The organism is Ruegeria sp. C2 (assembly GCF_056537765.1).
Genome location: NZ_JBQFRZ010000004.1, coordinates 53841 through 76450, shown reverse-complemented (window position 1 = coordinate 76450; position 22610 = coordinate 53841). Strand labels below are relative to the sequence as shown.

The following is a 22610-nucleotide window of genomic DNA, read 5'->3' as shown; positions in this document are numbered from 1 at the left end:
TGCGTATACTCCAAGTCAAGCTCTCTTCAGAAAGCTGAGCGGCGGATATAATTGCGGAGTTAGTGAGTCAACGAAAAACTTCTTCCGATGACCTTGGTGCCAACGGTGATCTGTTCAACGAATTTGTTCAAATATTTCCGTCTGACCATTTAAATCGGAAGCGGACAATCGAACCCTTTCAAAGTACTTTTGATGGCTTTAAGGCTCGCTGTGTTGGCTCCACCACTGCTGATGACGATCTTCTGTCGCAAGCCATTGATCTCAATCATATGCGCAAGGAACCTCGTAACGGCTGCTTTGTTTCGGCATTGAAAAAGCATGAGATCGAATATGGAAGAAGACTGCGAACAAGATCACGTCCTTCGAATACCTATGCGACCGTGAAAGAAATCACGAACAGGCTTTCGACTTAAAACACCTAGCGCCTTTCACCTAAAGTGTTTGCGGGTGTCGACAGCCAAAAATTTGCAACAGAACCGCTTCATGTCTTTTCGAGATAAGGGGAGGACGAGCAATCAACCTAAAGGCCAGTTATGGACAAGAGTGACTAACTTCACAGCACTGCAAAATGGTCTTTGTTAAACAAGCATGGACAGATTGAGCTTACTCCACGTAAAGTAATTATTGTATTATTATGGTTGAATTTAAGGGGGGAAACCCGTGATGGTCCGAGTATCACTATCGTTCATGATGTGCGGCACGTTAATTTTGGCAGGCTGCGATGGCCTTCCGATCGATAGCAGCCAGACAGAACCGACTGTTGAGCCACAACCCGCTGCAGCTGCTGCTCCGGCGGTTGCAACACCCGCAGCTCAATCACCTGCATCCGCCCCTGTACAGACACCTTCACCCAGTTCTTCGTCCATTGGTGAGGATCGCGATGGCGGCGACGGAGGCGGCGGAGGTGGTGGTGGTGGCGCTGGAGGCGGCGGCGGAGGAAGCTGGGGCTGATACGGAGGAGCCACGCATGTTCTGGCGCGAAGTTGCAGGCCGAATACTGGGTGTAATGCTTCCTCTATGCCTGCTCGGCAACGCGACGCTGGCACAAACGCCGGGCGCACCGCGCATTGCGATTGTGATCGGCAATCAGGACTACACCCATGTCGGTGACCTCAGCAATGCACGCAAGGATGCTCAGGACATCGCGGCATTGCTGCGCGAGTTCAACTTTAAGGTCTATGACGGGTATGACCTTGAAAAGCGTGAATTCGAAGAACTGCTCCGTACCGCCGTCCTCAACATCCCGGATTCCGCCAATGTTCTGTTTTATTATGCCGGGCACGGAATCCAGATCGGGCGCAGGAATTACCTGCTGCCTGTGGATGCCAGGTTCGAAAGCATCTATGACGTTCCTCTTGCGACGATGACCCTGGACCGGGTTATCGATACGCTATCCGCCCGTAGTTCCGCACATGTGGCCATTCTTGATTCCTGCCGGGACAATCCTTTCAGCGACATCCGACTGGCGGCCGATCTGGACGCCAACCTGTTCGAAACACGCACCGGCTTTGATGTGTTCCGAACGCCGCTGAATTCACTCGTGGCCTATTCGACCTCACCCGGGGCGGTGGCCAGCGATGGGGCTTCGGGCCAGAACAGCCCCTATACAGCGGCCGTTCTGGAGACCGCACGTGCCGCGCCGTTTGAAAACATTCAGGCTCTGTTTCCGGTCATTCGAGAACGTGTGCACAGTTCGACCAACGGGCAACAGATTCCATGGGAAAGCTCAACGCTGGTTAAACCTTTCTACCTGACGCAATCGCAATCCGAGGCGGTGTCGGAAACACCTCAGGCAGCAATATCTCGGTCGTTGGATCTGACCCAGCAATTCAACAAGAACGTGCCGCTGTCCCAGCTTCTGGAGCAGGCACTGGGCACCGATATTGACGAAGTTCAGTTGGTCGAGCGACCCGAACAGGGTGTTATTGCCATTGGCTCAGGACAGGATAATGGCGCAATCTCCTACGCTCCGGAAATTTCCGACATCCGCGCGGTGGATTTCGTCACACCCGACCTCTCGGATACATTCTCGGTCGAGATAGTGACCTCGGGCCAGCAGCGCCAGCGGGTTGATGTATCGCTGAAACTGAACATGAACGCCTGTGATCTTGAGGCGGGCGATGCATTGGATCTGAACGGCGTGGGCGTGTTTCGTCTGCCCAATGAAATCAGAATTTCCGATGGGCTGAAGGCCTGTCAGACAGCTGTTGCGACCGACCCCGACAATGCGCGGTTTCGTTATCAACTTGGTCGCGTTCAGCAAGCCGCCGGTCAACTAAGCGAGGCTTATGCCAACATCTTGGCCGCTGCACAGGCCGGTCATATCCGTGCGAAATATGCCCTTGCAGTTTTGCTGGACTCTGAACGGATAGACCGTGCGGTTACCCGCATCCCCCGTGATCCGCAGATGGCGCTGGAATTGTTGGAACAGGGTACTGCCGAACAAGATCCTTATGCGATGCATACGCTGGGCAAGAAGTTGCTGCGCGAAGGTACAACGCAAGCGGCCAAACAACGCGGCTTTGAATTGCTCGAACGTTCAGTCGAGCTGGGTCATACCTATTCGATGAACGAACTGGGGCTGTATTTCCTGCGTGAAAACTCCGACCATTATATCCCTGAACGCGGTATGCGTTATTTACGGGCGTCCGAATTGCGTAAGGACATTTACGGGTACGACAACCTCGCTTACGTGGCCCTGAACGGGCTGGGCGGCAATCCGGTGGATCACGACAAGGCGCTGGAGTATTTTCTGGCCGCCACCGAGGGAGGTCACCCAACAGCACCTGCCAGCGTGGCCCGCATGATCTTACGAGGTCAGCTTCCCGGTCGGACTAAAACAGAAGCGCTGGGCTGGTATGACATGTCGCTGGCACGTGGCGATGCATGGGGCGGGGCAAACGGCGCTTATATCATTCTAGACGGGCAGGTCCCGGGTAAGGGGCCAGCGGACGCGGCCTTGCGTGCGGCCAAGGCTTCACTTCTGGCAGATACCGACGCCGCAGGACAGGCCAGCGATCAATTGGGGACTCTATCACGTACTGCGCTGGATCGGGGTTTGCAGTTGGCCTTGAATGAACTGGGGCAAAACGTGGCGGTCGATGGCCAGGTCGGACCGGCCACCAAAAAGGCCCTGGAAAACGTCGCAGTAGCACAGGGTGTTCCACTGTCCGCAGCAACATTGAATGATCCCAAAGAACGTCTGCTTTTGGCAGCGCGGGTGTATTGGGCCATCAACCCAGTGCGGTTCGATCTGTTCTAACCAGCCTCAGGGTCGGGCATCAATGATCCGGCTGGCAACGCCGATGATTTCCCCCTCTCGGCCTTCTAAGGCTCCGGCCAAAGCCTCAGCCACCGATGTCACGCTTTCATCGCGGGGGCGGCGGAGATCGAACAAGTCCGAGCGGCTCAGAATTGCGATCACTTCGGTTTTTCCATAGTCGCCTTCATTGATCCGGATCGCCAGGCGCGTATTGTCTTGCTTGAACTCTTCAATCGAATGAAGAACCCGCACCTGTCGTACCCCGTTCTGGATCTCTCCCAGAGAAGCCAGGTTATGTGCGGTCCGGTTCACATTCGGCAACACATGGAACACGGTTCCAGTATTGTCGACCACCATGACCCACAGCGACCCGTCCGAAATCGTTTCAGGCACATGCACTTCGACCATCGGGTTTTCGCCTGTCCGAAATACACCGCTGAGCGAGGGCGCGCCAGTGGCCCCATCTCCCAGCCAAATTGACAGGTTCGCGGAAGGCACATCCGGAAGCACTGCGCGAATAGCACAAAGCTGATCATTCAGGATCGTGGTGTCAAAACGCAGGTTTCTGTCACCCACTACTGGGCCCAGCGCACGCTGGATCGTATCCTGATCAGATCCGTTGGCCAGATCACCGGTGATGGTGATCGTGTCAAACAACGCATATGTGCCGTCAGCAGTGGCTGAGGCGCTAAGCGGCCCGCAATTTCCCAGTCGCGACAGTGACGATTGCAATGCAGCGCGTGACAGAACGCGGGGACCTGCGACAATATCCCGTTCGACCTCAATGCCCGAGGCGCTGACGAACTGAGCCAGTTGAGCCTCAAGAGCACCCCGCGCCGAACCACTGGACGCGATACCACTCAGATTGGCGTGCGCGTCCGTCACCGACAGCTCCCAGCTTTCCAGATTGGCGGCAAGGCCCATCAATTGGTTCATCAACGTGGGCCACTCAGGGCTGGGCACTCCATCAGCCAGAGTGACGGCCTCTTGCGATGCTGACTGTCCGGTTGCGCGCTCGAATCCGGTTCGGATGACATCGGCCCCCGGCTGATCCGGCGCATGACTGGCCAAAACCATACTGCCGTCAACCAGAGTGGTTACGGTCAGCTCATAGGGGCTGGCGACTGGCAGTGGTGGTTTGAACAAGTCGTCAAAAACTCCACCTGCCCACAGCCCTCCGAGCACGGCAACCAAAGCAACAGGCAAACCAATAAACATGTTTCTACCGGGTTTTCCGCGACCCTTTGTGCCACGTTCAGAAGAAGCACTGACCGGTTTCAGTTTCCCACCAACCCATTCCAACGCTTCTGCCGCATCGCTGGGACGATCGTCAGGCGCGGGAGCAGACAACCAGTCAATCAGGTGCCGCAGGTTTTCACCAAGCCCGGATGTGTCCAATGGTTGTTGTTTGCGCCGGATGACCTCGCCCGGCGTCGCACCAAGAAACGGGATTTCCCCTCGCGCTGCGGCCAGAAGCGATGCCCCCAACGCATACAGATCCGTCCGACGCTCAGCCCGGCCTTCCAATTGTTCGGGCGCGGCATATTCATATTTTCCGGCAAAATCGTTCCCAACGATTGTACGGGCACCTGTCGTTGTATCCTTTGCGATACCGAAGTCGATAATCGTCGCCCGCTCGGGGTCACCATCGCGCAGGATGATATTGTCCGGGCTCAGATCGCGATGCACGATCCCGTTGCGGTGCACCTGAACCAACCCTTCAAGCACGCGGTGCGCGACAATCAAAAGCTCCCGATCTTCGATCCGGCGCTTCACCATCAGGTCGTTCAGCGAGGTTCCGTCAACAAACTCCATCACCAGAAACACGTGGTTCTGATCTGACATCGAGCACTCGGAATAGCGCACCACTGCATCGTGCACGATGGTACGTATCTCTTCTTCGCGCTTCATTAGCTCGACATAGTCAGCGTTGCCGGAAAACTGTGAATTAAGCGCCTTGATCGCCACCTTCCGGTCCACGACCCGGTTGCGGGCCAGGTAAACCTCGCCCGTACCACCCCGGCCGAGCACACCCAGAATTTCATAAGTGTTGTTCAGAACCTGGCCGGTCTGAAAAATATCACCTGGCATCGGATCAATCATCAACGCGCCCCGCTGGAATTAGCCCATTGTCAAAACTATCGATTCAATTCCGGAATTAGCTTATACTTTATGTACTATACCGGTTTGCTTTTTCAGAGAATTTAAATTTTTTCGCAATTGAGGGACAGTGTATGGCACCACGGGGGTCGCAGGAAACAGTGAAACGCAAAGAGCTTGTGGGCAAACTTAATCCGATTTGTTTCGCAGCTTTTTCAGGTGCCGCACAAGCCGCGAAAAGACGCGGTAATCCTTATGTCGAGCTTGTGCATTTCATAACCGAACTGGCAGATTCCGAGCGTTCAGATATGGACATCCTGCTGGATGCTGCGGGTGTTGATCGCCACAAACTGACCGGTGACATGCTGCGTGCAACCGATGCCCTGCCCCATGGTGCCGGATCAGTCGAAGAATTCTCGGATCATATTTTCCGGGCCATTCAAGAAGCATGGAACTTTGGATCGCTTGACTTTGGCGATGACACCGTTCGTTCAGCCTATATTTTGCTGGGCGCCCTGCAGGTTCCCGTGCTGGAGGGGTTGTTGTTCAAGATCAGTCTTGAGTTCGACAAGCTCGACCCGGCGGCGATGGCAGCGCAACTTGACGACCTTCTGGCGGCTTCGCTGGAACGCATTGAACCCGACGGTGCCGCAGAAGCCCCCCGTAAACCGGCGCGCGGTGGCGAGTCGTCGCTTGAAAAATATGCCACCAACCTGACACAGCGCGCCCAGGACGGGGCGATGGATCCGGTTGTCGGGCGTGACGCCGAGATCCGTCAGATCATCGATATTCTGATGCGTCGCAAGCAGAACAACCCGATCCTGACGGGTGAAGCAGGTGTGGGTAAAACCGCCGTGGTCGAAGGATTTGCCCAACGTCTGGCACGGGGCGATGTTCCGCCTCAGTTGCGCAACGTGGACCTGCATATGCTGGACATCGGGTTGATGCAGGCCGGGGCATCGGTCAAAGGCGAATTCGAAAAGCGCCTGAAAGCCGTGATCGACGAAGTTCAAAGCTCAGACACACCCATCATCCTTTTCATAGACGAAGCTCATACGTTGATCGGCGCAGGGGGTGCGGCTGGAACAGGCGATGCTGCCAATTTGCTGAAACCTGCACTGGCAAGGGGAGAACTGCGGACCGTCGCGGCGACAACATGGGCTGAATACAAACAGCATATCGAACCCGACCCCGCCCTGACCCGGCGCTTTCAGGTCGTCAAAATCGATGAACCGTCCGAAGACAAGGCCATATTGATGTGCCGTGGCGTCACCGGAGTGCTGGAGAAGCACCATCAGGTCGAGGTTCTGGACGAAGCGATAGAAGCTTCGGTCAAACTCTCGCACCGTTATATTCCAAGCCGTCAGTTGCCGGACAAGGCGATCTCATTGCTGGATACCGCCTGCGCCCGGGTCGCAGTGTCGCAACATGCCACACCTGCCGAAGTTGACGATGTCGAACGACGTCTGGCCGCGCTGGAGATCGAAGCTGGAATAATCGACCGAGAAGGCGAGATCGGCATCGACATCGACGAGCGCAAGACCGATGTCGATGCCGCAATCGCAGCGGCCCAAGGCCAACTGGAGGCCGCCAATGCCCGGTGGGAGGCGGAACAGGCACTGGTCAAAGACATCCTTGAACTGCGCGGCCAGTTGCGCGCCTCGGGCGCAGTTCTGGATGAAACCGGCGCCGAAATTGAGGCTGGTGCGGATGAACAAGATAGTGATCCAACCAAACCTGAAACCGAACCCTTTGATCGCGATGCCGCGCTATCTGAACTGCGCCAGAAAATGACCCAGCTAACCGAGGCGCAGGGTGAGACTCCGCTGATCCTGCCATCAGTTGATAAGCAAGCCGTCGCCGCCGTTGTTCAGGACTGGACCGGCATTCCCATGGGGCGGATGCTGTCCAGCCAGAGCGAACGAGCGCTGGCGCTGGCAACGACCATGGCGGAACGGGTTGTTGGACAAGACCATGCGATGGAGATGATCGCTAACCGTATTCAGACTGCCACTGCGGGTCTCGGCGCACCGGAAAAACCGGTCGGCGTTTTCATGCTGTGCGGACCATCCGGTGTTGGCAAGACCGAGACTGCGCTGGCACTGGCTGATCTGATGTATGGCGGCGAAGGGAACCTGATCTCTATCAACATGAGCGAATTTCAGGAGGCACACACGGTCTCGACCCTGAAAGGGGCACCTCCGGGCTATGTTGGCTATGGCAAAGGCGGCATTCTGACCGAAGCCGTGCGCCGCCGCCCATACTCGGTCATTCTACTGGATGAGGTCGAGAAAGCTCATTCGGACGTGCACGAGATTTTCTTTCAGGTCTTTGACAAAGGCATGATGGATGACAGCGAAGGGCGCCGGATCGATTTCAAGAACACGCTGATCCTGCTGACCTCGAATGTTGGCTCGGACGAGATCATGGCGATGACCGAAGACGGCAGCAAAACGGCCGATATGGAGGAGTTGACCGCGGCGCTGCGCGCTCCGCTGTTGAATGTCTTTCCCGCCGCTTTGCTGGGGCGAGTGGTGACGATCCCCTATTATCCATTGTCAGATTCAATGATCGAGGCCATCGCCGGGCACAAGCTGCGCGGTATCGCCAGACGGCTGGAAGAAGGATACGGCGCTGAGCTGACTGTTGGCCCAAGTGCGATGCAGCTCATCAAAGATCGCTGCACTGAAATCGAAAGCGGGGGCCGGATGATCGATGCGATCCTGACGAATACGCTTTTGCCCGAGCTCAGCCGCCAGATCCTGAACTATTCGCTGGAAGGGGCTGAGCTGACTTCGGTAGTTGTTTCCGGTGGCCCGGACGGGTTCGCCTACAAATTTGCATAGGCCCAGCAGATGCAGGTTTTCAATAAAACTAATTTCGCCTATGGCATCACGATGGGAATGGATGTGGCCGGGCGCGAATATTTGTCGCTGGTGGTCAAGGGCACCTTCGGATTTCCCGACCATCCGGATCAGCCACCGCTGCCAATGCCACAGCAGGCTCCGTTGGTGATGGCCGATGAGTACAGCGGTGAACCGGGGTATTCGGCAACCACATGGGAAACTGATTTTGCGTTTCGCAAAGGCAAATGTGACGTCGTCCTGAACGGGGCCGCATATGCGCCGGGCGGTAAACCCGCCCAAAAGGTTCAAGTCGGTTTGAAAGTTGGTGCCATGGCCAAAACGTTCAACGTCATCGGTCATCGGGAATGGCGTGTGATCGGCCCAGCGATCACGACGACTGACCCTATTCCCTTTTCCCGGGCGGCGTTCAGCTATGATACTGCTTTTGGCGGAGCCTGCATGCTGGACCCGGAAGACAAGCTTCCACCCGTCTACCTGCCCAACCCGATAGGACAGGGATTTGCCAGCCTCAAAAACCAGTCACGCCTGAGCGGGCTTCCCCTTCCAAACACCGAAGAAATCGGAGTGCCTGTTACTTCGCCCTATGAAGATTACAAACCAATGGCGCTGGGGCCAATATCGCGCGTTTCACCCGAACGGCAGCGATTTGCCGGAACTTACGACGATAACTGGAAGGACAATGTCTTTCCGTTTTTGCCCGCAGATTTCGATGAACGCTATTATCAGCAGACCGCGACCGATCAGCAGATCGGCTATCCTGCCGGCGGCACTCAGGTGGTACTTGTCAACTTGACGCCGCGCGGGAAAGAAGCATTTTACCTGCCCGATACCAGATTGCCGCTGACCATCTGGCGCGATTGGGAGAAAGCACTGGAACAAACTGCCCTACCTGACACGCTGCTGATTGACGCCGAGAAAAGGGTTTTCTCGCTCACCTGGCGTGTCGAGGTGGCTATTCGCCGGGTGATCACCGAATTTACCGAGTTCTGGATTGGACCGCCTACGCGCGCGCAGGTGCGCGCCAAGCAGAAAGGCAAAGTCTACAGGCCAGCCCTTTCCTTGCGCATACCTGAACAGGTTGCGTTATGACCGGCGGCGTCAACATCCTGTCCGCAGGAATGGTCACGGCCGTCGGCTTGAATCGCGCGGCATCTGCGGCGGCCATGCGTGGCGGGCTGGACGGGTTTCAGGAAACCGATTTTCTGGCTGCCGATGGTGAATGGCAATTGGGGGCTCCGGTCCCCCTGCCCCGAAATTGGGTCGGTGAAAAACGTGTCGCACATCTGGCAGCTGGTGCTGTGGTCGACGCGCTTGACGGCTTCCGCGCACAGATCGAAAACCTGACCGTCATTCTCTGTCTGGCCGAAGAAACCAGACGCGGCGCGCCCGTGCGCGACCCCGACAGTTTCGCCCGCAAGCTGATCGAATTTTCGGGCCTGTCGCAACAGACCAGTTTCGAAACCGTGGAATATGGCCGGCCCTCGGGCTTTGCCGCACTGGAACGCGCCAGTCGCATACTCCGTCAGAACCCGGATGATCACGTACTGATTGTCGGCGCAGACAGCCTTTTGACGGGTCCCGCCGTCGCCAGTTTCATCCAAGCCGGTCGTCTTCTCGACGGGAACAATGCCAATGGTTTCATTCCTGGCGAGGCAGCCGCCGCGCTGCTATGTACTGGCGGGGCGCCGACACAGCTTGCGATGACAGGTCTCGGCCTGAACCGCGAGTTGGCCTATTTGTACAACGATGAAGAACTGCCGCTCCGCGCCGATGGCATGACCAGCGCTTATCGTCAGGCGCTTGAGAACTCGGGCATTACATTCGACCGGATTGATTATCGCATTTCTGATCTGACCGGTGAGGCTTATTTCTTCAAACAAACCGCGTTGTCGATGCAACGGCTTTTGCGTGAACACCGGGAGTTACAGGAACTCTGGACTCCGACCGAATGCATCGGGAACGTGGGCGCCGCAGCAGTTCCGATAATGATCGCCTGGGCGCTGGAAGCTTCGATCAAGCGCTACGCGCCAGGTAATCCGGTGCTTATAGAAGCCTCGGGGGATGATGGAACCTGCGGTGCGGCGGTGTTCTTCGCGCCCGACATTTCCGACAAGGCCAGCGCCGCATGACCGTCTTCGCCAATAATCTGGAAGTGTCCTGCAAGAAGCAATCCAACCAAGTGATTGCCGCGTTTCCCGATGTTTGTTTCACGCCGCCGCAAGCCCCGCCAACACCGCCGGGCGTTCCGATCCCCTATCCTTCCTTCGGGATGGACAGTAATACGGACAAAGGCACCGGAACCGTCAAAATCGGTGACGAAACGATCAACTTGAAAAACAACTCACATTTCACAAAAACCACCGGCACTGAAGCCGGAAGTGCGAGTAAAAAGGGCATCGTCAGCTCAAAGAACACCGGCAAGGCCAAATCGCAGGCCTATTCGATGAATGTGAAAGCCGAGGGCAAGAATATATGCCGGTTCTCGGATATCGAGACCAACAATCATGGCTCACCGCCCAACGCGCCACCCTGGCCGAAGATTGGGCAACCTTGGGTGGTTGACCCGACAAATCCCTGCGCCAAAGATATCCAAAAGATGCAGGAAGGCTGCAAAGACTACAAGAATCTTGATGAAGCTTGCAAAGCAGCGGGACTAAGCCTCTCCCCCGGTGTAGACAACACTACCCGGAGTTCGGACGATACAATTTCACATAAAGCCGGCGGTGCGGTCTTCGTTGGTCTAAAGGCGTCAAAAGATCTGGCGTCAGACGAAAACCGCGTAAACAAAGAACGTATGCGTGACTCTGGTGCGGCGCGCAAGAACCCTTGTCTTGCAGCAATGAAATGCAAACTTGTGGCAAAAAAGGACGCCGACAAGGGAGAATGCTGTGGCAAGCAAACAGGCCACCACCTAGTACCCGAATCCAGTTTTTCGGTGGACGGAACCGCACTGCCTGGAGTCAGCTACAATGAGAAGGCAGCACCATGTGTTTGCGCCGAAGGGGCAACACATAACAAGGGAAGCCATGGATTGATGCATAACGACATGTATTGCGAGATCCTTGACAATGCATTGTCACCAAGTGATCCAAAGAACCCATTGAATTGCCATTCGCTTACTTATGGCCAGATGCGTGATAAATCGATTTCATCAATGAAAAAGGTTTTTCCGGAATCTGATTGTAGCCCCGCCTGCATCAAAGCGCAGCTTGACGCATTTCACGAAGAAGCAGGGGTCACAGAGAATACACCGTTGCGCGCAGACAAAAATCCGGGCCGACCGGCAGTCGAAGCAAGGCGCATGATCGACAATATCCAGTCTTATCTCGACAAGGCAATGAAAATGGCCGGCGGTTGAGGAAGCCACATATGCAACCTATTCTTAACGATTTCTCACTGACTTGTGGAGCTGCCAAGGATGATATCACGCTGGCTTTTTCATGCGTCATTGACGAATTGGCTGGCGATAAGAACGAACCGCACGCAGCCTTGCTGGAAATGCATAACGGTACGGTCAAACCCATCGGAAATCGCGATCACAGCATTGTTTCTGCTTGTTACAGTGAAGGTCACCAATCAGGCCCAGCCTTTTTAGGAGACTGGGGTAAGTTCATTCATTTTGTTAATGGTGAAACAATCGAAGAAGACATCGCTGTCAAACGTGGGCCGTTGCGTAAACTTGCCTGGATCGATGGCAGGTTTTATGCCGCTGGAACATCTATGCAAGTTTTCCGGCGCGACGGCGCCAACAAATGGACCGATATCAGCCCATCCGAAACACTACGCAAAGAATTTGATCAGCAGAACTTCGAATCCATTGATGGTTTTGGTGCTCACGAGCTCTACGCAGCGGGGGAATTTGGTGTGGTCTGGCGTTTTGACGGAACAGATTGGCATCCGGTTCAAAGTCAGACAAACGCTTGTTTCTACGCTGTCTTATGTACGAAGGGTGGGCAGGTTTATACGGCCGGTCAGTACGGGACTGTATTGCGTGGTAGACAGGATGACTTCGAACTTCTTTGCAGCGAACCCGGGATAATCGATATATGGAGCGTAGCGGAGTATCACGGAGACATTTATTTGGCCGGGTTCACTGCGTTGTTCATTCTCGATGTTGAAGATGAACTCACGCTTATTCCGGAACCCCTCAAAATTGCTAACAGTTTTTCAGAGCTTGTTGTTGGCGGAGACACATTGTGGTCGCTAGGTATGAAAGACGTTCTGATATTCGACGAGGAATATTGGTTAAAATTTGATCAGGTGACTATGGCCTAACCCGCTAACTTCTCTGCCAAATACGCCCGCACCCCATCCAGATCCAAATCGGCGATCCAGACATCGGCGGCGTTGGGTTGCAGCATCCTCAAAACGAACAGCTCACCTGGTTCAGGATATTCATCGAACCGTTCCTGCGCCACGCGTAACCCTTCCTCACCTGCAACGCGGAGCCCGTCGATATGAGCGTTCAGACGTTCCACGACCCGGTCGATGCGCTCTTCATCCATATCAGGGTTTTCATCGGGATTGAGCAACGCGTAGTCGTAGATATTCCACAGATGCGCCGCCTCTTCTGCGTGTTGTCGCACTATGTTTTCAAGGATCAGGCTTGTCACCAGTCACCTGTTCAGTTGATGTTGACCGAACCGCCGCGGATACGGTTGGACGCCGTTGCATGGTTGACCAGATAGCTGCCCCTTATGGTGATATGACCATCCGCTTCCATGATGATTGATGCCTTGCCGCAGCGCAGTTCAATCCGCTCCTGACCGGTGACGCACACGCGGTCTCCATCCCGGACAATCTCGGCACCATCGCCCGGCGCAATAATCCGTCCAAGGATCAACGGGCAATCAACCTGCCCTTGTTCGAATTGGAGCGCCACCTCGCATCCGGTGTGATTGTCGTCCAACATCACCAGACTGCGCGCAGCGACCGGGTGATCCAGCGGATTGGCCGGATATGCGACCAAAGGCACGCCGTCCTCGAACCCCTGAAGGACACCGATCATAATTCCATCGATCCGTTCTGTAACACGCATGCAACCCTCCGGCGTAGTTGCTGTTCAGTATCACATGAAGCTGCACCCTTCACCAAAAGCAAATTCGATTTCATGACCCGTCATCCACGATGGCCAAGGCTGCAGACATCTTCTGGTATCTAGTTCACACAAATAATGCCAAATATCGAGATATAGTGATTTTATTGCAAGAATCAGATTGTTTTGCGAGACTTTGAACATTGTTGAACGCAAATTTTAGGCTGCTGTATGGATTTTGGGATCCTTCTTGAGCCGTTGGAAGGTGACAACCCTTCCGGGGTGGAACTGAGGAACGAACCGCGTTTCCACGCGATAGAACGTTTGCTTGAAACAGCGACGAAGACTAATCGTGTGCTGCCCGACGGGACACTCAACCCCTCTGCTGCACCGATCGACTGGTCATCTATTGAACGCGACGGATTAGACCTGGCCCAGACGGGTCGCGATCTGCGGATGTTGAATATTCTCATCCGTGCCGGTGTCGCCACTGACAGTTTCGAGGGGCTGGCAGCTGGCCTTAAGATGCTGGACGCAACGCTGGAAACCTATTGGGACACTCTGAACCCGGCACTGCGGGACCGCGATACGCCGCAAGCCTGCGTTCAGCCCAGGCAGAATGCGATCAAACAGTTGGAGAATGATGACAACGGACTTCTTGGTGACCTGAAGTTTTCAGTCGCACTCAGCCCCCGTGGCATCGGCCCCCTGACCGGAGAGGATTTGGCGGCCGCCACGTTGAGCGCGTTTGACGCGCAAGCCAAATATGCCGGTGCTACCGAAGAAGAACTGGCAGGGATCGCGGCCAAGCACGAAGCCCGCGTCGGGCGCGTCAAGGCGGGAACACGTGCGCTGGCGGCAGAAGAACCGGATCGCGCCGAAGCACTGGTTGCAGCCTTGAATCAGGCACAGGAGGCACTTGGCTCCATTTGCGTACGTTTCAACACTCAGGCCGGTTACGAAAAGGATCCGGGGCTGAACCTGAACGAACTAGGGGAATTTCTGGGACAGGTACGAACCACGCTGGAGGTGGCAATGTCAGACATCCGTCAGTCTGACGGCGAACAGGAAATCGTATCCGAGCAACCGCGGGCTGCTCCGGCAACCGCCACGCCCGCCAGCTCTGCGACACCCGGCGTCGTGAATTCCCGTGCGGATGTCGAACGGTGCCTGGACAGCATTATCGCCTTTTACGAGCGCACTGAACCGTCAAGCCCGATTCCTCATCTGGCCCGTCGGCTAAGGCGGATGGTCCCGATGGATTTCATGGACTTGATGGAGGAAGTCGCCCCATCCGGCCTGAAAGAGTTTCGCAACGTTGCAGGCGTGGAGGACGCCAAGGGGAGAAAGTCTTAAAATTTCGAAGGAGTTTTAAATGTCCGAAAGTAAGCAGAAGGTCATTGAGCGTAATCGCGCCCCGAGGGTGCAAATTGCTTATGACGTTGAACATTATGGCAGTCCCACGACGATTGAATTGCCATTTGTGATGGGCGTAATGGCCGATCTGGCGGGGAAATCCGAGACACCTGAAGCCAAAAAACCCGTAGGTGAGCGCAACTTTGTCGAAACCGATGCGGGTCGTTTCAACAAATTCATGGAAGCCCTTGGTCCGCGTGTGAAGACCCGTGTTCCAAACACATTGCCATCTGCAGATGGCGGGGAAGCCGACGAAGAACTTTTCGTGGATCTGACCTTTTCCAGCATGGGTGACTTTGCCCCAGACAAGATGGCGGCGCAGGTTCCGGCGCTGAACGAGTTGCTGAAAATGCGCAACCAGCTTGAGGAATTGCTGGGATACATGGACGGCAAGGTCGATGCAGAAAAGCGCATCGCCCAACTTCTGAACAACGAACCGCTTCTGGCGCAGGCCGCCGAAGAAGCCCTGAAAAACGCTGAAAGCGAGGAGGGTTAAGCATGGCTGAGAAAGAAGCACAGGCCGCCGGAGGCGCCGCCGAGGCCGAAGAACTGGATCTGGGTGAATTTTCCGACCTGCTGGAAAAAGATTTCCGCATAAAAGACAGCGAAAGTGACAAGCTCAAGGGGCTGGTTGCCAATCTTGCAATAGCAGCCAAGGATCGTTCAGGCTCGGCAACAATCTCGGGCAATGCGATCAAATCCATCAAGTCACTGATTGCCGGTATCGATGGTCTTCTGACCACGCAGATGAATGAAATCCTGCACAATGACGAAGTGCGTCAGATGGAAGGCACCTGGCGTGGTCTGCACTATCTGGTGAACAACACCGAGACGGATCAGAAGCTCAAGATCCGGGTGATGAACATCAAGAAAGAGGATCTGGGCGAAACGCTACAGGACTTCGAAGGCCAGATGTGGGACCAGTCCCCGATCTACAAAAGCATCTATCAGGCCGAGTATTCGCAATTCGGCGGCGAGCCATTCGGGGCGATCATCGGCGCTTATGAGTTCTCACACAATCCGCAGGACGTCAGTCTGTTGCGCGAGATGTCGGGGATATGCGCCTCAGCCCACGCACCGTTCATTGCCGCCGCTGCACCGCAGCTGTTCAAGATGGAAAGCTGGCAGGAATTGCCCAACCCGCAGGATCTGGAAGGCATCGTGTCGTCTCCGGATTATGCCAGCTGGCAATCGCTGCGCGAAAGCGAGGATGCACGATACATCGGGTTGACCATGCCACGCGTGCTGGGCCGCCTGCCCTATGGCGCGGACACCATTCCGGTCAAGGGTTTCGATTTCGAAGAAGCCATTGACGGCAAACATGATCACTATGTCTGGATGAATGCCGCCTTTGCGATGGGCGTGAATATCAACCGCAGCCACAAGCTGTATGGGTGGGGAACCCAGATCCGGGGCGTGGAATCCGGTGGAACCGTGACCAATCTGCCGGTTCACAGCTTCCCGACCGACGATGGCTCGATTGCAATGAAATGCCCGACCGAGATCGCCATCGATGACCGGCGCGAGGCTGAACTGGCCAAGCTGGGCATGATGCCGGTACTGCATCGCAAGAACACCGATCTGGCTGCCTTTATTGGGGCTCATTCGCTGCAGGATGACGAAACCCGGGCCGGACGTTTGGTCGATCCGGATGCGCAGGCCAATGAACGGCTGTCTGCCAACCTGCCCTATCTGTTCCCGGTCAGTCGGTTCGCGCATTACCTCAAGGCCATTGCACGCGACAAGGTGGGCACGTTCAAAGAGCGGTCCGATATGCAGGTTTGGCTAAGCGAATGGATCAACCGCTATGTGTTGGCCAATCCGTCCATGGCTGATGACAAAGCCAAGGCCAAACGTCCACTTGCTGCGGCAGAGGTTGAGGTGGACAGTGTCGAAGGACGCCCTGGCTACTACAATGCGCGGTTTTTCCTCAGACCTCATTACCAACTGGAAGGCATCAACGCGAGCTTGAGGCTCGTATCCGAGCTGCCCTCCGTCAAATCGTAGTTCATTAAGTTAAAGGAGTAATTCCATGTTAACCGGATATATGCTGATCGACGACGTCCCTGGCGAAAGCGTGCGCGCTGATCACGAAGACGAGATCGATGTCCACTCCATCGACTGGATCATCCAGCAGGGCGCAACTGCACAGGTCGGCAGTGGTCGGTCGCTTGCCCGTGCCCAGGTTGGGGCCGTCAAAGTCAACAAGTTCTATGACGCCTCCTCACCCTATCTTGCGCTAGCCTGCATGCAGGGCAAGGACTTCCCAGAGGTGACAATCGCGGTTCGCAAGGATTCCGGCGAAGCGCATCTGGATTATCTGGTGATCAAAATGGAGAATGTCGTAGTTTCAGGTTATGAAATTCTTCCAACACCTCAGGACAGTCTGGTGATTGAAGAACATGTGAGCCTGACATGTGAGAAGATCTCGATCCTCTACACCGTTCAGGCCGACGACCACAGCGCCGGAGATGAGCACGAGATTGAATACGATATCTCAGCCGGTGCGTGACCCAAAAAGGGCCGACTGAACTTATGTCAAACCAAAGGTCTGGGCTGTCTGCCCGTCAAGAACGCGTCCAGCCGTCCCTGTGGGACCGGCTGGTCGATGAATTGCCGGGTGTTCTGGCTGAAACCGACAGTATGCGCCTGGAACTTAGCAAAGAGCTGGGACGCAATGTCGACTTGGAGCAGGTCGTTTTGGGCGGTGCGCGCGCGGTTGAGCAGCTAGTAGACCTTGGCGACGAACAGCGACAGAAACTGCACGTCTACGTTGCCAAGATGCACCAGCGTCAAAGGTTGGAAGACAGCGGCATTGTGGTTGATGCCGACACTCTGCGCGAAGCGGTGCGTCGTGATATCGAGATGCTGTTCAACATCGAACGGATGGAGGCCGATTTTCTGCTGACCGAACTGGAACAGATGACCACACAGACCACCGCCGAAGAACTGACGGATTTTCCGCAGGTCCGAAGCTCGGTGCTGAACTATGGTGTGCCATCATTCTCGGGGCGTCGCGGATCCGATTTTGACAAAGACGCTTTAGAGCGTGAGATCAGGCAGGTCCTGCACATCTATGAGCCACGGCTGAAGAAAAACACCGTTCGAGTAAAGGTCGATTTCAATGACAAGACTGGTATGCGGATCACCATCGACGGCGTTCTTTTGCTGTCTCCGGTGCCAGAACGGCTGCGCTTGTCCACAGCGATCGACCTCGACAACGGAGAAGCCGCAACAACGTTGGTAGAGCTCTGATGGATCGCGCGTTCCTGGCATATTACGAAGAGGAACTGACCCATATCCGCGAATTGGCCGGAGAGTTTGCTGCAATTCATCCGAATGTGGCACGCAACCTTTCGATTGAAAGCACACCTTGCCCCGATCCCTATGTTGAACGCCTGCTCGAAGGCGTCGCATTTCTGGGCGCTCGTACCCGATTAAAGGTAGATGGTGAGGCCAGCCGCTATGTACGCAACCTGCTGGACACTCTGTATCCCGATCTGGCCGGCCCCAGTCCGGCCATGTCCATGGCGCGTCTGGCCCCCGGCCCGCAGATCGACAGCATGGTGGGCGGGCACGAGGTTGTCCGGGGCACAAGATTGGTATCTGGCTTACGCGACGGGCTGACCACACGTTCAACATTCACAACCGCACAAGCGGTGCACCTGTGGCCCGTCAAAATCTCCAAGGTGGAATACCTGCAGGACCCGGGCTCCCTGCGAGAGGCAGGGATCGGGGATCAGGCCGGATCGCAGCCCCAGGCGGGCTTGCGGATCGAACTGACACGCACCGGCCCAGGGCTAATGTCCGATCTGAGCTTGGACAGTCTGGATATCTACTTCGGAACCAGCAGTAGAGCAGGTGCAATTTTTGATGCGGTGTTTGGATTCGGGCATCGTATGGTGGTACGCCCAGCCGAACGCAACGCACGATTTCAGCCCGCGGCGGCACCGACCATGGTCGGTATCTCGGACGATGAGGCACTGACCCCCAAAGTTCGCCACGCCTTCGAAGGCTATCGATTGCTGCGGGAATACTTCCTGATGCCGGAGCGGTTCCATTATGCACGACTGTCGGGCCTGTTTAGCGCAGTAGAAACTTGCACAGGCACCAGCATCGAATTGGTGATCTTGCTGGACAAGGAACAACCCGCGCTCAACGATGTGAAGTTGAAGGATTTTCAACTTTTTGCCACTCCGCTGGTCAATCTGTTCGAACGGGAATGCAATCTGGTTCAGCTAGATCCGCAGAAATCGGCACACATCATTCATGCTGACCGCACGCGCCCCCGGGATTACGAGGTCTATCGCCTGCTTCGTGTTGAAGATGCCGAAACCAACGGGCCGCAGGCGCGAGTTACCCCGATATTTTCCGTCGAACAGCGCTCGGATTCCGGCTATGTCTACTCGGTCGAACGCCGACCGCGCCGACCGGGCGAAGATGAAATCAGACGTGGGCAAACCCGGACCAGCTATACCGGTGACGATCTGTTCATCTCGGTGACCCACCCCGCTGGCATGAACAGCAGTGGGGCCCTCAAACGGCTGGATATCCGGGCCCTCTGCACAAACCGCGATCTGCCGATCCTTGATGACACCCCGGTGCTGACATTGGAAACCGGTGATCCGGTGGGCAAGGTCGATCTGCTAAGCGCCTTCAAACGGCCGCGCCCATCGCTGCGCTCGGCCCTCCCATCGGGGTCCGGGTCTGAGCGCAAGATGGACGATCTGACCTGGCGCTGGATCGCACAACTCAGCCTGAACCACATCTCGTTGGCAGCCGAAGGGCGCGACAGTGAACCTTTGCGCGCATTGCTGATGCTATATGCCGATCGGGGCGATCCAACGCTGGAACGCCACGGCCGCTCGCTGACGCGCGTACAATCCTGGCCCGTGATTGAGCGGATCCAGCGCCCTGGACCTATCTGCTTTGGCCACGGAGTCGAGATCACGCTGGAAATAGACGAGACCGTTCTGTCGGGTCACAGTTCGCTGCTTCTGTCAGCTTTGCTGTCGCACCTGTTCGCCCGCCATGTCGGCATAAACTCATTCATCCGGACCCGCACGCATCTGACGCAGCAACAACAGGAGGTAGCATGGCCGATGACGCCCGGCGCGCGCAGCCCGATCTAGCAGAACAAAGCATCACCGAGATGGATTTCTTCCAGATGCTGGCACTGCTGGAAACTGATGGGCAAAGGTTTGGCCGCTCTGGCGGGCCGATGAACGAACCTGCCCGACTGGGTCAATCACCAAGGCAAGGATTTGCCACACAAGATGTCGCCAGCCTGACCCTTCGCGAAGGCGGCGTTCCACAGGTTTCCGTCAATGTCCTGGGCCTGTTGGGTCCTGAAGGTCCGATGCCGCTACACCTGACCCGCTGGGTACGCGAGCGCTTGTCGAACCGCTGGTTCGCTGGCGACAACGCCGGCGCACTGGCGGACACGTCCTTTCTGGACCTCGTCAACATGCTTCAGCACCGGATGCTGGCGTTCTACTGGCGCGCCTGGGCCGACGCCCGTCCGGAAATTCACATGGTCCATGACGATGGCGGGCGGGTAACTGCCATGCTGCGAGCCCTAGCGGGGCTTGGCCTGCCCGGCACCCTATCCGACGACAGAAAACTGAACGATGCCAAGTTGCGGCACGCAACATCGCTGGTTCAGGATCGTCACAGTCCCGAACGTTTGACCGCCTTTATCGAGTCTGTCGTGGATGCGCCGGTTGCGCTTGAAGAATTTGTCGGTGTCTGGATCGATCTGCCCGAAGCGCTGCAAACCCGCTTGGGCCAGGCTCATTCAGGTCTGGGGACTGAGGCGGTCGTGGGTGCGCGCAGCTTTGACCGCCTGTCACGAGCCGAGCTACGTGTCGGCCCGTTGAGCTTTGACCAGTTCGCTGCATTTCTGGAAAACCCAGATCTTTGGGAGCGACTGTGCCATGCCGTGGTGTTTGCGGCCGGGCGCGAGATCGAATTCAACCTGCGCCTTGTCCTGCGCGCCGACGAAGTACCGGATGCCCGGCTGGGCGCATGCCAATTGGGGCGTACGATCTGGCTCAACCCGCTGCCGGATCAGGATGCTGACGACCTTTGCGTGCCCAGTATCACAAAAAACTGGAGTGCCACCCCTGACAACAAGGTGGCCGCATGAGTGTAACCCTGACCCTCGAAAGCGCCCCACATGCGCAAAGCGAAACGCAGAAAACCTACCTGGGTGGCCAAATGTTGATCGGGAGAGGTGAGGATTGCGACTGGCGGCTGGATGACCCGGATATGTTCATTTCGCGCAAACACCTCATACTGACCGACGAGAGCGGTGAGCTTGCGGTTCTGGATGCCAGCTCGGGCGGGCTGTTCATTGACGGATCATCGGAACCATTGGGCACGGGCAACAGCCTCCGACTGGAACATCAGATGCGCCTGCGTCTTGGCGATTTTGTCATTCGCGTCGATCTGCACGACGCTAAGACGGACGAAGCCACTTCGCCACAACCAGACGGCGACAGCTTTTTCGATTTCGGCACATCTGAGATGCCGGATGCTGCACCAAAGGAAAGACCCAAGGAGTTGCCCGACCCATTTGGTACCAGAAGCACATCCGACGAGTGGGACAAATGGACCGAGCCGAATGAACCGGCCCCTCCGCCCCGCCCGCTGGATCAGCGCGATCCGTTTGAGCTTGACCTCAGCAGGCAATCTGCCACCCCGCAGGAGACTTCGTTTTCGGCGAGCCGATATTTCGAAGACACGCCCACCGAGACACACGAAGATCCTCTGCCGGGTCAGGCAGCAGATGCGACAGATCCTGCGCCATCCGTAAGGATTGCCCCCGAACCTGCATATAAACCGACAGAGCCGGTTCGGCCCCAGACGCCTTTGGCAACCGAAGACGCCGATCTGCGCACAGCTCTGTTTCGGGGTTTGGGGCTTTCGGAAGAAGAAGCTAAACACGCCACAGCAGAAGAGATTGAGGCGATCGGCGCGCGCCTGCGCGAAAGCGTTGAAGGGTTGATGTTCTTGCTGCGCACCCGGGCACAGGAAAAGCAGAAGATCCGCGTAGCCCAGACCATCATTGCGAATTCAGACGTTAATCCGCTGAAGTTTCTGGCCAGCACGGACGAAGCGCTGCTTTCTATCATACGCAATCGAGACGCCACCTACCTGCCCGGCGATCGGGCTGTAACTGATGCCTATCGTGACCTTGCCGATCACCAGATCCGCACTTGGAAAGCCCTGCAGGCAGCGCTGCGCCGGATGATCGACCGGTTCGACCCGGAGGAGGTTGAGAGGGAACTGGAGGATACCGGTTTTCTGGAACAGATCGTGGCAGGCGGGCGTTCCGCCAAGATGTGGCAGCTTTATCAGGAACGATACCGAGACATCGCCAAATCTGCAGAAGAGCGCTTTCTTGGCGAGGTCGGCGCGGATTTTCGCGATGCATACGAAACAAAAGGGAGTTAGCAGAGATGAGCCTGAACCGACGTTTATTCATCGGCGGCATCGCCGCCACCCTGACCATTTCCGCCTGTAAGAAGCCAGGTACTCTGACAGTGTCGGCACAGGGGCAACCCGGTGCGAACCCCGGTGTGGACGGGCAGGACCGACCCTTGACCATCTTCCTGCTTCAGATGTCTGGCAGCGGTGCTTTTGACAGCGCGGATTTCTTCGCCCTTCAGGACCCGTCCGCGGCCCTGGGCAGTGAGCTGCTCAAGGCCGAACAGATCGTGCTGACCCCGGGCAATGTGGCAACCAAAACCCTGACCATGCAGCCGGAAACAACCGTCGTTGGGTTCGTAGCTGCCTTCCGCGACCCGACGGGCAAGCAATTCCGCGCCAAAACGCCCGCACCCGGCAAGAATGCCGGTGTGATCCTGTCTGCCGGACCCTCGGGTCTGCAACTTCAAGACGCCTGAACCGTAAAAGGAGCCGACTG

20 protein-coding genes are annotated in these 22610 nt (G+C 56.3%); 17 read left to right on the top strand and 3 right to left on the bottom strand.

What is annotated here, in order from left to right:
* Positions 1-62 precede the first annotated feature (62 nt).
* The 3 genes from ACR0IV_RS14400 to ACR0IV_RS14390 all read left to right on the top strand — a co-directional run bounded on the left by ACR0IV_RS14400 (position 63) and on the right by ACR0IV_RS14390 (position 3262).
* Positions 63-413, top strand: coding sequence for a hypothetical protein (locus tag ACR0IV_RS14400; protein WP_480659480.1), 351 nt, complete (start codon positions 63-65; stop codon positions 411-413).
* Between the two features lie 250 nt (positions 414-663).
* The gene (locus ACR0IV_RS14395) at positions 664-951 is read left to right on the top strand and encodes a hypothetical protein (protein ID WP_480659479.1); all 288 of its coding nucleotides are present in this window, start codon (positions 664-666) and stop codon (positions 949-951) included.
* Positions 881-3262, top strand: coding sequence for a caspase family protein (locus tag ACR0IV_RS14390; RefSeq protein WP_480659478.1), 2382 nt, complete (start codon positions 881-883; stop codon positions 3260-3262). Before ACR0IV_RS14395 ends, ACR0IV_RS14390 begins: the two co-directional genes overlap by 71 nt.
* A 6-nt stretch (positions 3263-3268) precedes the next feature.
* On the opposite strand, the gene ACR0IV_RS14385 is transcribed toward ACR0IV_RS14390, so the two are convergent.
* Entirely contained in the window at positions 3269-5353 is a 2085-nt protein-coding gene (locus tag ACR0IV_RS14385) for a serine/threonine protein kinase (protein ID WP_480692758.1), read from the bottom strand.
* Positions 5354-5496: 143 nt separating this feature from the next.
* On the opposite strand from ACR0IV_RS14385, the gene tssH reads away from it, so the two are divergent.
* The 5 genes from tssH to ACR0IV_RS14360 are packed head-to-tail and all read left to right on the top strand — an operon-like array spanning position 5497 to position 12504.
* Complete coding sequence (gene tssH / locus ACR0IV_RS14380; protein WP_480659476.1) at positions 5497-8208, top strand: type VI secretion system ATPase TssH; 2712 nt, start codon at positions 5497-5499, stop codon at positions 8206-8208.
* 9 nt (positions 8209-8217) lie between these two features.
* The gene (locus tag ACR0IV_RS14375) at positions 8218-9318 is read left to right on the top strand and encodes a DUF2169 family type VI secretion system accessory protein (protein ID WP_480659475.1); all 1101 of its coding nucleotides are present in this window, start codon (positions 8218-8220) and stop codon (positions 9316-9318) included.
* On the top strand, positions 9315-10358 hold the full coding sequence (locus ACR0IV_RS14370; protein WP_480659474.1) for a 3-oxoacyl-ACP synthase: 1044 nt from the start codon (positions 9315-9317) through the stop codon (positions 10356-10358). Before ACR0IV_RS14375 ends, ACR0IV_RS14370 begins: the two co-directional genes overlap by 4 nt.
* Positions 10355-11587 carry a PAAR-like domain-containing protein gene (locus tag ACR0IV_RS14365; RefSeq protein WP_480472140.1) on the top strand — a complete coding sequence of 411 codons (1233 nt, stop codon included), beginning with the start codon at positions 10355-10357 and terminating at the stop codon, positions 11585-11587. Before ACR0IV_RS14370 ends, ACR0IV_RS14365 begins: the two co-directional genes overlap by 4 nt.
* 11 nt (positions 11588-11598) lie before the next feature.
* Positions 11599-12504: a beta propeller repeat protein gene (locus ACR0IV_RS14360; protein WP_480659473.1), complete on the top strand. Its 906-nt coding sequence runs from the start codon at positions 11599-11601 to the stop codon at positions 12502-12504.
* Here ACR0IV_RS14360 and ACR0IV_RS14355 read toward each other — a convergent pair.
* Positions 12501-12815 (bottom strand): hypothetical protein, encoded by a 315-nt coding sequence (locus ACR0IV_RS14355; RefSeq protein ID WP_480472142.1) that lies wholly within the window; start codon positions 12813-12815, stop codon positions 12501-12503. The two genes, ACR0IV_RS14360 and ACR0IV_RS14355, sit on opposite strands and share 4 nt — an antisense overlap.
* 38 nt (positions 12816-12853) lie before the next feature.
* Positions 12854-13267 carry a DUF6484 domain-containing protein gene (locus ACR0IV_RS14350; RefSeq protein ID WP_480659472.1) on the bottom strand — a complete coding sequence of 138 codons (414 nt, stop codon included), beginning with the start codon at positions 13265-13267 and terminating at the stop codon, positions 12854-12856.
* 228 nt (positions 13268-13495) lie between these two features.
* On the opposite strand from ACR0IV_RS14350, the gene ACR0IV_RS14345 reads away from it, so the two are divergent.
* Genes ACR0IV_RS14345 through tssJ form a run of 9 tightly spaced genes read left to right on the top strand, consistent with a single transcriptional unit; the run spans position 13496 to position 22590 of the window.
* Positions 13496-14620, top strand: a complete 1125-nt coding sequence (locus ACR0IV_RS14345) for a type VI secretion system protein TssA (protein ID WP_480659471.1) — start codon at positions 13496-13498, stop codon at positions 14618-14620.
* Positions 14621-14639: 19 nt separating this feature from the next.
* Entirely contained in the window at positions 14640-15176 is a 537-nt protein-coding gene (gene tssB, locus ACR0IV_RS14340; protein WP_480472145.1) for a type VI secretion system contractile sheath small subunit, read from the top strand.
* A gap of 2 nt (positions 15177-15178) precedes the next feature.
* Positions 15179-16687 (top strand): type VI secretion system contractile sheath large subunit, encoded by a 1509-nt coding sequence (gene tssC / locus ACR0IV_RS14335; protein ID WP_480472146.1) that lies wholly within the window; start codon positions 15179-15181, stop codon positions 16685-16687.
* 25 nt (positions 16688-16712) lie between these two features.
* Entirely contained in the window at positions 16713-17192 is a 480-nt protein-coding gene (locus ACR0IV_RS14330; RefSeq protein WP_480472147.1) for an Hcp family type VI secretion system effector, read from the top strand.
* Between the two features lie 23 nt (positions 17193-17215).
* A complete protein-coding gene (gene tssE, locus ACR0IV_RS14325) occupies positions 17216-17935 on the top strand; it encodes a type VI secretion system baseplate subunit TssE (RefSeq protein ID WP_480472148.1) in 720 nt (239 codons plus the stop codon).
* Positions 17935-19812: a type VI secretion system baseplate subunit TssF gene (gene tssF, locus ACR0IV_RS14320; RefSeq protein ID WP_480659470.1), complete on the top strand. Its 1878-nt coding sequence runs from the start codon at positions 17935-17937 to the stop codon at positions 19810-19812. The genes tssE and tssF overlap by 1 nt, the downstream gene beginning before the upstream one ends.
* Entirely contained in the window at positions 19776-20828 is a 1053-nt protein-coding gene (gene tssG, locus ACR0IV_RS14315; RefSeq protein ID WP_480659469.1) for a type VI secretion system baseplate subunit TssG, read from the top strand. The genes tssF and tssG overlap by 37 nt, the downstream gene beginning before the upstream one ends.
* Positions 20825-22138 carry a type VI secretion system-associated FHA domain protein TagH gene (tagH, locus tag ACR0IV_RS14310; RefSeq protein WP_480659468.1) on the top strand — a complete coding sequence of 438 codons (1314 nt, stop codon included), beginning with the start codon at positions 20825-20827 and terminating at the stop codon, positions 22136-22138. The genes tssG and tagH overlap by 4 nt, the downstream gene beginning before the upstream one ends.
* A gap of 5 nt (positions 22139-22143) precedes the next feature.
* Positions 22144-22590, top strand: coding sequence for a type VI secretion system lipoprotein TssJ (gene tssJ / locus ACR0IV_RS14305; protein WP_480472152.1), 447 nt, complete (start codon positions 22144-22146; stop codon positions 22588-22590).
* Positions 22591-22610 lie beyond the last annotated feature (20 nt).